Annotated in this window: 6 protein-coding genes; 4 read left to right on the forward strand and 2 right to left on the reverse strand. The window is 47.6% G+C overall.

Annotation, left to right across the window (positions count from 1 at the left end):
- Positions 1-28 precede the first annotated feature (28 nt).
- Entirely contained in the window at positions 29-2,014 is a 1,986-nt protein-coding gene (locus GJS45_RS21090; protein WP_394366605.1) for a c-type cytochrome, read from the reverse strand.
- A complete protein-coding gene (locus GJS45_RS21095) occupies positions 2,005-3,843 on the reverse strand; it encodes a 3-keto-disaccharide hydrolase (protein ID WP_162343863.1) in 1,839 nt (612 codons plus the stop codon). The genes GJS45_RS21090 and GJS45_RS21095 overlap by 10 nt, the downstream gene beginning before the upstream one ends.
- A 200-nt stretch (positions 3,844-4,043) precedes the next feature.
- Here GJS45_RS21095 and GJS45_RS21100 point away from each other — a divergent pair, with 200 nt between their 5' ends.
- The 4 genes from GJS45_RS21100 to GJS45_RS21115 form a co-directional block, all read left to right on the forward strand.
- Entirely contained in the window at positions 4,044-4,967 is a 924-nt protein-coding gene (locus GJS45_RS21100) for an NAD-dependent epimerase/dehydratase family protein (protein ID WP_162343864.1), read from the forward strand.
- Positions 4,968-5,026: 59 nt separating this feature from the next.
- Complete coding sequence (locus GJS45_RS21105; RefSeq protein WP_162343865.1) at positions 5,027-5,809, forward strand: SDR family NAD(P)-dependent oxidoreductase; 783 nt, start codon at positions 5,027-5,029, stop codon at positions 5,807-5,809.
- 527 nt (positions 5,810-6,336) lie between these two features.
- Positions 6,337-6,879: a phage tail protein gene (locus GJS45_RS21110; RefSeq protein WP_202928147.1), complete on the forward strand. Its 543-nt coding sequence runs from the start codon at positions 6,337-6,339 to the stop codon at positions 6,877-6,879.
- 72 nt (positions 6,880-6,951) lie between these two features.
- Positions 6,952-13,174 (forward strand): MBG domain-containing protein (locus GJS45_RS21115; RefSeq protein WP_235954906.1); only part of this gene is annotated, 6,223 nt, incomplete at its 3' end.

Below are 13,174 nucleotides of genomic sequence, written 5' to 3' on the forward strand. Positions count from 1 at the left end.
GAATAGTAATACCAGATAATAAAAAATTCTACTTTAATGAATTGATCCATTCAGCAATTTTTAAGGCATCCGCTTCCGGGACATGCGGCATGGGGGGCATGGGAGTAGCATATTCCGGCCAATTTTCCGGCTTAGGAGTATGTATCAGAGACACAATTTCTTCTGCTGTATAGTTTCGTTTAGCTACCTCCTTGTAGGCTGGCCCCACTTGTTTCGTTTCCTTATTGTGACAGGCAATACAGGTATGTTGGGAAAGCAGGGAACTTACCAACGCTTCGTCAATGGTGTCTTCATCCCCTTCAGAAGCATTGCCCGTATCCTCTGACGCAGATGCCACCGCCTTTGGACTGACACTGGAAGGCTCCGGAGCAGTCGCTTGTTCGGAAGAACGATAGGTACTCATATCATTTTCTGCCAAGACAGCTCCCTGCGGAATTTCATTTAAGGTATAATAGGCAGAGGGGTGTACCAGGGAAAAATAATTATCTCTTTCTCTGACCCCATCCAATTGCAAGTGATGGATATGGTATTGGGTCAGGCCATCTACTTTTATCCTTACCCGCATCAAATCTTCCGAAACCTGTACCCCCTGGACTTCAGCCATTTCGTTGGCCACCGGTGGACTGCCATAAACGGGGTGGTATTTATAGATAAATGTTTGCACACGATAGGATGCCAGGTCTTCTGCTGACTTTCTATCTATTGGTTTCGTAAATTCCACTTCAAACCCGTCAGGCATGGAATGGATATCTCGAATCTCGAAGGGAACTTCTCCGTTCCAAACCAGGCGCTCCAAACCCTCGTTGGCCTCACCGGCAGAACCCCATCCCCGGTTGGTCTCACCGACAAACAAGGAACCATCCAGTCCCCATGCCATTCTCAAAACCCCCGAGCGAAAACCACTTCTGAAATCAATAGCTGCTCCCTGAAGCACCCCATTCACTTCTTCCATCATTACCCTCATGATTTTACTCTGCCCTTGGTCACCAACCAGCATTTGACCGGAAAAGGGGCCAAAATTGCCAACCGGTATTTCGATCGGTTCGGAGGTTGAAATACCGTAAATCCCATAAGGTAGCCAAACAGCCGGTAGGGTAAGTTGCGGCAATTTTTCCTTAGCCTGATAAAGGGTCAGGTAATCTTCGTCGGTTACATTTTCAGGCTTGATGTAGCGGCCCTGTTCATTTTTCACTTTACGGGGATCAACTACTGCATGAAAGGCCTCCGGACTGAGGTCCAGTGGAGAATTTTCCCTGTCGGTCCAGCTGAGACCGGCAGGATGTCCTGCAAACGACCCTTTCTGGATGTGCCAGATTCCTCCTGAAGCCATGTAATCTCCCTGGTTTTCAGTGTAAAAGAGCTTGCCATCGATATAGCCTAATCCGGCAGGAGATCGCATACCGGTTGCCCAAGGCTCCATTTTTCCATCGGGACTGATTTTCATGATCCAACCCCGGTAAGGAACGCGACTTTCTCCTCTCCACCATTCTTCATTTCCAAAAGCTACGTTTCCGGAAACATAAAAATTACCGGCTTCATCGACCACTGGACCATAACTGTATTCGTGGTAATGTCCCGAAACCGGCCAGCTGTAAACCGTTGTGTACAAGTCAGCACGTCCGTCTTGATTTGTGTCTTCCAATCTGGTCAGCTCTCCGCGCTGAGAACAATAAAACGCCCCATCCCGGTAAATTAATCCCAAAATTTCATGTAATCCCGAGGCAAATTTCCTGAAATAGGGACTTGGGCCAGTAGGGTTTTCCACCAGGTAAACTTCTCCTCTTCGGGTAGCCACGCCTAAATTTCCATTCGGCATGACGGTCAATCCGCCTACTTCAAGCAACAATCCCTCCGGAGCTTTCACCTTCAGGATTTTGAAATAATCTTCTTCCATTGGAGATTCCTGGGCCATTAGTTTTGGCGAAATAATGGCAAATACCATTGCCAGGAAAAGGATGCCGATTGTTTTATTATCTATTCCCATGTTACCGTTGTCTGTAAAAATCAAAACCATAGTACGTAGTCCACGTTTTCCCGGGCAGGAACCAATAATTCCTGTTGCCCGTTACTCTCCCTTAAAACCGGGGCCAATTGACGTTGTTCGCCTAGTTGAACATAATAAGCCTTTTCTCCCACCAGATAGAGCCCTTCTCCAAGATCTTCGATTTTACCAGCCACTACCAGTCGGACATACCTGTTTTCCAAAGCCCCTCCCAGGTTCAGGGTTCGCTTTAACCCTTTACCACCTGACTCCACTTCCAGTTTATCCTCAACTGCCACTCCAAAGAGGTCATACGAAAATTGAAGCTCATACTCCTCCGCCAAAACGCGGTATCCTTTAATTCTATAGCGGCTGCCCAAGGTATCGGTAGGCCAGGCTTGATCCATTGAACTAAGTTGCGCCAGGCTCAGTGCCGGAGTTCCAAGGTAAAGCAGGCTGCCCCTTGGCCTGGATGACCCATCTCCCCTGCTGTACCACATAGGAGTGGCATCCAGAAATTCTCCTTTCCAAAGCTGGGTAAGATTTCCATAATCCATATCGTAGGTATAATGCAGCTTTTCCGGGGAGGCCACGGAAACGGCATGCGTCATCCGGTAGCCATCGGGAAGGTCCATAAAGCTTCTCAACACCGGACGTTCAATTGGATCGATTAAAATAGGGTCGGGGCTGCTGGATTGCATAAAAGACCGATCCGATAGGAGCACCGGCCGAATGCCGGGACCAGCTATTTCTGCGGTGAGCAGCGGATCAACCCAGTCCTGAACCTTGGAATAAACCAATTCTACCGGATGAAGACCCGGATCCAGAGATACCTCGCCCGCTACATTTCCTCCGGAAGGTCCAAAAACCTGCTTTCCTCCAACGGAAAGGGCACCGGCTCCCCCTGGAAACGAAAAGTTGAAGGAGTAGTTTCCGCCTTCCCTAATATCTAATTGTCCCCGATAACGGATGAGGAATTGATCCGTTGATCCGGAAATGGAGGCGGTAAGGGTTTTCAATTCACCCGATTTTGCCGCCTCGAGTGAGGAATAGTCAGGCAATGCTTCGAATCTGCCTTTGTATAAATCATAGGTTAAGTCTTTTAGCACCGGAGCAGCATTATCAAACGGCGTGAGGCGAAGGTTTCGAAAGGCTACCGCCCCATGATCTCCCTGAATGCGAAGAGGACCTCTGTTCCTTTCCTGGCTTGCCATAGCTCCCCTGGTGGGGCCAAAAAGTTCCACATCCTCGTGAATGGTTACGCCATTCAGCTCGACGGAAAGAACCCTTGCGTTCTTAATTTTAGTACCGTCATTATCAAATCTGGGAGCCTGAAACGACAGCCTGAGTTTTTGCCACAACCCGGGAGCGCTACTGGCATTTTGCCGGGGAGCGTAGCCCTGATAGCCCTTATGGCCCTCCGGCTTGGAATCATCCCAACGCTCGTAAATGCCCCCATTATCTCCCGCTCGTGGATTGCTAACTCCCCAGCTATCCAAAATTTGTATTTCGTACATTCCCTGTAGGTAGATTCCGGAATTGGACCCTTTGGCCACCAGATACTCCACTTCTAGATCAAAGTCCCCAAAAGATGCCTTGGTATATAAGTCTTGCCCTTTGTTTTTTTCTGTGGGCAAATTTACCAGTACTCCTTTTCCTTTGGAAACGGTTAACAGGCCCTGCTGTGATAAGTCGGCCTTGGCATCCGCCACGATGCTCCAGGTTTTTCCGGGGGTTTCGAAAGCATCCAGATCATCGAATGATAGGGCGTTTTGGGCAACACCGGGATAATGCAGAATAATAGAAAAAACCAATAAAATAATTCCGGGTAGGTTGGAAAAGAAAGGTTTAGCCTGGACCATAGGGTAGCATTATTAATTCAATGTGACAAAAATCTCAGCTGGCAAAAATAGCTTTTTAAAATTAAAAAAGTAGCGAAAAAACATAATTTGAAAAAACCCCATTATTTCAAACGCATGCATGTTATTATTCCATCAACTTGTTGGAATAAATTTCTAAACTCTTATTTTGAATGGTTATCTTTACTCCAAAAAAAATCAACATGCAAACACAAACCATTTTGGGTGCCGGAGGAAACATTGGAAACGGTCTGGCCGAAAAGCTTTCTGATTATTCCGTAAAAGTTCGGTTGGTCAGCCGAAATCCGAAAGGGCGATTAAGGAAGGAGGAACTTGTGAAAGCAGACCTACTGCAAGCCTCCCAGGTGAATGAGGCGGTGAAAGGATCCGACATCTGCTACCTGGTAGCAGGCATTACTTACCGGGCCGCCGTCTGGGAAAGAGATTGGCCGGTAATTATGAAAAATGTAATTGCCGCTTGTAAAACCCATGGGGCAAGGTTGGTTTTCTTTGACAACATGTATGCTTATGATCCAAAAGCGATCGGGTTACTAAAGGAAGATAGCCCTGTCCGTCCGGAAAGCAGGAAAGGCAAGGTACGGGCCGAAATCGCACAGCTGATTATGAATGAAATTGACAAGGGGCTATTGACTGCAATGATTGTCAGGGCCGCAGATTTTTACGGCCCGGGTGCACAGCAAAGTATGGTGCATGAAACCATTATCAACCGAATGATAGCGGGTAAATCAGCCCAATGGATGTATAATAAAAACAAAAAGCATTCCTTTACTTATATTCCAGATGCTGCCTATGCTACTGCTTTTTTAGCGCAACAGGAGGACTCCTGGAATCAGGTATGGCACCTCCCGACCGCCAAATCCTATCCCTCTGCACAGAAAATGGCTAGCATTCTGGCTTCTAAATTAGGTAGAAAGGACACCGTGCAGGTATTACCTGGCTGGGTTGTCTCCATCCTGGCCAATTTTTTGCCCCTGATGCAGGAAATAAAAGAACTAAGGTATCAGCTGGATGAAGATTATTGTTTTGACAGTAGCAAAATTGAAACAGCCTACGGATTAACAGCCACTACTATAGAAGAAGGACTACAGGCCTGCATTGACCATTGAAAGGAGGATTTGTTTTATTACCTTTAGGTTTACCGGTGATATTATAACCTACAAATACCATGAAGAAGACGCTCCCTGGAATCGAACTTTTTAATTTAACTAACAAAAAAGCCATCATCACGGGCGGATCCAAAGGCCTGGGACTGGCCATGGCAGCAGGTCTGGCATCCTCAGGAGCCGATGTATTGCTGGTTAACCGAAACCAGGAAGACGGAGAAAAAGGTGCGGCTGCCATTTCTGAAGCGTTTGGAGTCAATGGCCTTTCGTTCGCTGCCGACATCACGCAGGAAGAACAGACAAAGGAAATGACCGCTTATGCACTGGATAAATTTGGTCGAATCGACATTCTGATCAATAGTGCAGGAATAAATATCAGGGGAGGAATCGAAGCGCTTAGTTTGGAGGCATTCAATCAGGTAATGGCCGTCAATGTGACCGGAACCTGGTTGTGCAACAAGGCAGTTGTCCCCCATATGAAAGCGCAAAAAGCAGGAAAAATCATTAATTTGGCAAGTACACTCGGATTGGTGGGACTGGCAGACCGGACACCCTACACCTCCAGCAAAGGAGCCGTAGTACAAATGACCCGTGCATTGGCAATTGAATTGGCCCCCTTTTCCATCAATGTAAATGCCATTTGCCCCGGCCCTTTTTTGACTGAAATGAATATTCCCGTCGCAGACGATCCTGCCACCCGGGACTTTATCATCGGTGCCACTGCCTTTGGAAGGTGGGGTGAATTGAAAGAAATCCAGGGAGCTGCACTATTTCTGGCAAGTGAGGCCTCAAGCTATACGACCGGATCCATGTTGACCGTTGATGGCGGGTGGACGGCAAAATAAGAAGTTCGAAGGTGAATTTTTTAAGGCAAGTAAAAAAAGTGGCGAAGTGTATCCGGTTAAGTTCCTCTCATCGATAGGGTTCCACAGAGCTTTTGGTGCCCTATTCCTGAGTAGTTGCCACCGCGATAGGAAACCGAAACAGGCTATTGGCAACCTCAGCTCCCAGAATCACATTAAGCTTCGAATTTCAAATGCTGGAAAAAAATGATTGGAAATAGAACGTTGCTTTCCTATAAGCCAAAAAGTTCGATGTCACGGTCGGTACTTTTCTTAAGAACCAGTATTACCTAAAATTCTTAAAACTCACTAAACAACCATATATACCTTCTATTTTGTTTGATTTTAAAATATTATTATTCTCTTAAAAAAATTATTCGATATATTTAGCATTTTAATTAATTTAAAAAACTTTTTTTTATATACAAATATAACCTTCTGAAATATAGCTTATTAAATAGTTATTTTTTTGTTTTTTTAATTTATCTTTAATTTCATATTAATCATAAACCAAAAGTTAAAATTTTATTATGGAAGAACTAATGGGCACTATTAAGATGTTCGCCGGCAATTTCGCCCCCAGAGGTTATGCCCTTTGCAACGGACAAATATTAGCCATCAGCCAGAACCAGGCGCTCTTTTCGATTCTAGGTACTACTTACGGGGGAGATGGCAGAACTACTTTTGCCTTGCCGGATTTCAGGAGTAGGGTACCTATAGGACCGGGTCAGGGACCGGGTCTATCTAACCGGCAGCTGGGTGAAAAAGGCGGCAAGGAAACTACTACGCTAACAGTTGCTAATTTGCCTGCTCACAACCATACTCTTTCGGCCAACGCTGCCGCGGGAAATACCAATAACCCGCAGAATGCCTTTCCAGCCTTAAGCCAGGTACAAATTGACCGATCCAATCCCCCAGTGGCGGTAAACGCCTACGATAGCGCAGCCAACACCACCATGAATGCTCAAGCTATTGGAGTAGCCGGGCAGAGTCAGGCATTTGACCAAATGCCTCCTTTTTCCGGAATGAATTTCATTATCTGTACAGAGGGAATTTATCCATCCCGAAGCTAATCTATCCCAAAAAGGATTCCCCGATCATACGCTCGGGGAGTTCTTTTCTTTTGATTCTTAACTTTTGTTGTAATGAAACTACTTTTAAAAAATTTTCTCCTCATTGCGCTGTTATTCTTTAGTTGCCTACCAATCAAGGCCCAAACCACTACCGTTACTTTTAACGAAATCACCAACTACCTTGGAACCTTCGGAGAAACCTATGACAATGGGGGCTTACGATTTTCGGTTACCAAAGAACCCAATGCCACTCTCAACTCCGGAATAAAAGCCACCGAAAACGACGGGTTCCTCGGCAGTGTGGCTTTAAATGACTCCAATCTCGCTCCGAACGGAATCAAACAGTGGTCCATTCGCAAATCGGACGGTTCTTCCTTTCAATTTATCAGTATTTTTCTTCAGGAAGGTGGCGTAGGAGCTTCTACTTCGGGTACTATTAGCGCTTTTAAAGGAGGCAGCCAAATAGGTTCTTCCAAATCCATAGACTTTAATTCGGCTTCCAATGGCTTGAAGACATTTGATAATGATCCGGATTTTTATGATGTAGATGAAATCCGAATTAATGCAGACGATATCTATTTTTTCCTTGATCATGTCAGCACCGGCCCGCCTTTCTCTCCATTGGATGAGGACCCACCGGTAGTTACCGGGATCACCCTGAATGGAGTCCCTGCAACCACAGCAGAATCGGTCACTTTCACTGTAAATTTTTCAAAAACGGCGTTAAACGTCAGCCTGGATGACTTTTTACTAACGACTGCCGGTACTACCGGTAATTTAGCGGCCATCAGTGGTACGGGTAATAGTTACCAGGTTACCGTGGATGCCATCAGCGGTGAGGGCTCGATTCGATTGGATTTAAAAGCGGGTACGGATATCTCCAATGAGGACAATACCAGCGGAGTTCCGGCTTTCACCTCCGGAGGCACGCACATGGTAAGTGCTTGCTTTACTGAAAACATGGAAAACAGCCCGGATGCAAGCAGCAATTTTTCCAGCAATGGCCTCTCCTTTTCGCTTGGCACCGGTCTGGAAACCGAACAACGCCTGGGCTTCGGTGCCGGTAATTCCGATGGATTCATCAAAAATAATAATACTGCGGGTAGTTTCTCCATCAGCTCTTCCGAACCTTTCACCATGAATTCGGTCGATCTGTTTTTATCCGATTTATCCAACGGAGATAATCCGACAGGAAACGGAACACTCACGGTGACAGGGAAAAACAATGGAAACACCATCTTTACCATTATCAAAACGTCTGGTTTTCCAGTAAACAGCACTCAAAATGGAGGTTTTTTTACCCTCGATTTTTCTACGGATGGACCACAGAATTTTAGAAATGCCAATGTAGATGAAGTTGAATTCAGCATTGCCGATGGGTTTCTGGAATTGTTAATTGACAATTTTAACTTTTGCGAAGAAGTACCCGACACCGATACGGCAGCCCCGGCAGTGCAGCGAATATTGCTTGATGGCAGCCCCAATAGTACCGCCTCTTCCATAGTGTATACTATTGTATTTGACGAAGATGCGTTTAACCTAAGTTTGGATGATTTTTCGCTGGTCGCCACAGGAACCGCCACCGGAACATTAGCTCAAATTAGCGGTTCAGGTAGCACCTATCAGGCAGAGATAACAGGCATTTCGGGGGAAGGCACGCTCCAACTCCAATTAAAAGGAGGAACGGACATAGCGGATGCGTTGGGAAATACAAGCCCCCTGGAATATGTCAACGGACAAATCCATTTGGTAGGATCCTGCTCCTCTGAGTCTTTTGAAGACGAATCCGACGGAGCCAGCAGCTTCAGTGGAAATGGGAAAGATTTTAGCTTATCAGGCAGCTGGGCGGTTAAACACAGGGTCGGTTTTGGTGCCAATGGATCGGCAAAATACCTGGAATCATCCGGTTCGGGACCGTACACCCTTCAGGTTTCCGGAACTCCGGTGGCGGTCAGTAAATTAGGCCTGTACCTTTCCTCCTTCGAATCCGGAATATCTCCCACAGACGACGGTTCGCTTACCATTACCGGAAAAAGGGATGGAAACACGCTCTATACGCTTGAAAAAACGAGTGGCTTTCCTTCCGACTTCGGCGGAACAGGCGGGTTTTTCACCCTGGATTTTGCAACAGATGGCCTTTCAGACTACTCAGCTGTACTGGTAGATGAATTAGTGCTTGAAACAGGCGGTGCCTTTTTGTACCTGGCGTTAGATAATTTTGATTTTTGTGTCGATAATTCCGCACCTTCGGGTTACTCGGTAACCATTGATCAGAATGTGATCGACGAAGCCAACCAGGATCAGGTAGGATTTACTTTTGCTGGAGCTGAATTGGAAAGCACTTATACGTTTTCCTTCAACAGTTCGGGAGGAGGCACAGCTGTAACCGGTTCGGGTACCATCCTAAGTACAACCCAACAAGTAACTGGAATCGATCTGAGCAGTGTACCGAATGGACTGATAACACTGACTGTAGCCTTAACGGATATATCGGGAAATCAGGGTCCGGAGGTAACTGCACAAGCCGACAAATTTATAAATACCATTCCCGAGGTAGGTCCGGACCTTTACACCGCACCCACCTACGAGGAAAATGCCGCTAACCTTCTCATTTTGGAGAACATCGAGGTCAGCGATGCAGATGGAGACGAACTTGTTCGTGCCATCGTCCGGTTTGAAGGGTCGGGGAAAATTTCAGGAGATGAGTTGAGTCTGGGCGACCCCTCGCCTTTTACTATTCAAGAGATAGACGTTAACACCTTGGAACTGACAGGTACCGGCACTGCAACTGTCCTCACCGACATACTCAGAGGGCTAGCCTTCCGCTCCACTTCAGAGGACCCAACCCTGGGTGGAACCGAAACTGAAAGAATTATTTCTATTATTATAGAAGACGAAAACGGAGGGTTTTCTACCCCGGCAAATGGTACCCATAATGTTCGACTGCCCATTGAAGCGGTCAACGATGCTCCGGAACTATCCCTCCCTTCCAACCAAGAAGTCCTCTCCAATCAACCGTTGGCATTGAGTAACGCAGGAGGTAATGGAATAACGGTAAGCGATCCGGATGCTGGATCCAATGCGCTACTAGTCGAAATATCCGTGACCAACGGCAGCCTGGACCTGGCAACGACCACCGGGCTAAGCTTTAATCTGGGCACAGGTGCCGGAAACAGCTCCATGCAGTTCTCTGGAGACCTTACTGCCATCAACAATGCGTTGGATGGATTGGAATTTACCAGTACCACCAGTTTTGTCGGTGAAGCGGTACTCACAGTGGAAATCAACGATCAGGGAAATATTGGTATCGGCGGATCCCTGTCAGCGAACAGTTCCTTGTCTATACAGGTAAACGCTCCCAATGCTCCTCCGGTGGCATCCGGCGTAAGTGCCTCCGGCACGACAGCTGTTGGTGAAAGTTTGACAGGAGCCTATACCTATACCGATACCGAAAACGACGCAGAATCCGGGAGCAGCTTTCAATGGTGGATTGCCGATGATGCCGTGGGTAGCAACGAGACAGCTATTTCAGGTGAAAGCGGACAGGATTTAACCCTTCTTACCGACTACCTGGGGCATTTTATCAGTTTTGAAGTGACCCCATCCGATGGAAACAATTCCGGTGCTCCGGTAAAATCCGGGTACATAGGTCCTGTTTTTACCCTTCCTCAAGTAAACACAACCGATCCTGCTGGTATTTTATTCAATGCTGCCACATTAGGAGGCGAGGTGGAAAACGAGCAATTTAGTGAGGTGACCGAAAGCGGAATTGTCCTCAATACTTCCGGAATCCCGGATCTGACAGACCAAAAAGTAAACATGGGCAGCGGTCCCGGCGCCTTTTCTGCCAGCGTTTCCAATCTGGCTCCCAAAACCACTTATTATGTACGCGCTTTTGCGACTAATGCCGCAGGTACCGCATTCGGTCAGCAAGCAAGCTTTACCACAGAAAAACAGACACTGACATTGGGTGGGTCTTTCCAGGTAGAAAACAAAACCTACGACGGAACCAGCCAGGCAGTCATTCTTACCGATGACCTTGAGCTTCTTAGCCCTCAACCCGGAGATGAAGTGATGATCTCCGATGTGGTGCTGGCATTCGCCGATTCTCAAAGTGGCACGGACAAACCAGTTTCGATCGTTTCAGCGGTATTAAGTGGTGCAGACGCTGAAAATTACACCTTAACTATTACCGCTGCTCCATCCGGCATTGCCAGCATTTTCCCCAAATCTCTAACCGTATCGGCTACGGAAGGAATCGCCAAAACCTATGGCACATCAGACCCTACTTTTACGTTTACCAGCAGCGGCTTTGTAAATGGAGAGGACGAGACCTTGATTACAGGAGCACTGGGCAGGGAGCCGGGTGAAAACGTCGGCACTTATGCAATCACCCAGGGAGACCTAACGGCCGGTGCCAATTACACCCTGAACTTCACGGCGGCAAACTTTACTATCAATCCACAAACTTTGGTGGTCACCACCGATGCCGGACAAAGTAAAACCTACGGGCAAGCCGATCCGGTATTTACCTTTACCAGCAGCGGTTTTGTGAACGGAGACGACGAATCATTACTTACCGGAACCCTGAACAGGGAGACGGGTGAGAACGTCGGCGCTTATGCAATCACCCAGGGAGACCTAACGGCCGGTGCCAATTACACCCTGGACTTCACAGCGGCAGACTTTACCATCAATCCGCAAACCTTGGTGCTCATAGCCGATGCCGGACAAAGTAAAACCTACGGGCAAGCCGATCCGGTATTTACCTTTACCAGCAGCGGTTTTGTGAACGGAGACGACGAATCATTACTTACAGGGGTGCTGAGCAGGGAGCCGGGTGAGAACGTCGGTACTTATGCAATCACCCAGGGAGACCTAACGGCAGGTGCCAATTATACCCTGGACTTTACAGCAGCAGACTTTACCATCAATCCACAAACCCTGGTGCTCGCCACCGATGCCGGACAAAGTAAAACCTACGGGCAAGCCGATCCTGTATTTACCTTTACCAGCAGCGGTTTCGTAAACGGAGAGGACGAATCTTTACTTACCGGAGGACTGAACAGAGAGCCGGGTGAGAACGTCGGCGCTTATGCAATCACCCAGGGGGACCTAAGTGCCGGTGCCAATTACACCCTGGACTTTACAGCAGCCGACTTTACCATCAATCCGCAAACCCTGGCGCTCACCACCGATGCCGGACAAAGTAAAATCTACGGGCAAACCGATCCCGTATTTACCTTTACCAGCAGCGGTTTCGTGAACGGAGACGATGAGTCATTACTTACCGGAACCCTGAACAGGGAGCCGGGTGAGAATGTAGGTTCTTATGCTATTCGTCAAGGGAACCTTAGTGCGGGTGCCAATTATGCACTGGACTTTACAGCAGCCGACTTTTCTATCAATCCAAAAACCCTGGTACTGACTGCCGATGCCGGACAAAGTAAAACCTACGGGCAAGCCGATCCGGTATTTACCTTTACCAGCAGCGGTTTTGTGAACGGAGAGGACGAATCATTACTTTCCGGAACCCTGAACAGGGAGCCGGGTGAGAACGTCGGTTCCTATGCAATCACCCAGGGAGATTTAACAGCCGGTGCCAATTACACCCTGGACTTCACAGCGGCAGACTTTACCATCAATCCAAAAACCTTGGTACTGACTGCCGATGCCGGACAAAGTAAAACCTACGGGCAAGCCGATCCGGTATTTACCTTTACCAGCAGCGGTTTTGTGAACGGAGACGGCGAATCATTACTTACTGGGGCCCTAAACAGGGAGCCGGGTGAAAACGTCGGTGCTTATGCAATCACCCAGGGGGACGTAAGTGCCAGTGCCAATTACAATCTGGACTTTACAGCGGCCGACTTTACCATCAATCCTCAAAACTTGGTACTTACCGCAGATGCCGGACAAAGCAAAACCTACGGGCAAACCGATCCGGTATTTACCTTTACCAGCAGCGGTTTCGTGAACGGAGACGACGAATCATTACTTACCGGAACCCTGAACAGGGAGCCGGGTGAGAACGTCGGCGCTTATGCAATCACCCAGGGAGACCTAACGGCCGGTGCCAATTACACCCTGGACTTCACAGCGGCAGACTTTACCATCAATCCGCAAACCTTGGTGCTCACCACCGATGCCGGACAAAGTAAAATCTACGGGCAAGCCGATCCGGTATTTACCTTTACCAGCAGCGGTTTCGTGAACGGAGAGGACGAATCATTACTTACAGGGGCGCTGAGCAGGGAGCCGGGTGAGAATGTAGGTTCTTATGCTATTCGTCAAG

It is taken from the genome of Cyclobacterium salsum (assembly GCF_010119245.1).
Lineage (GTDB): Bacteria > Bacteroidota > Bacteroidia > Cytophagales > Cyclobacteriaceae > Cyclobacterium > Cyclobacterium salsum.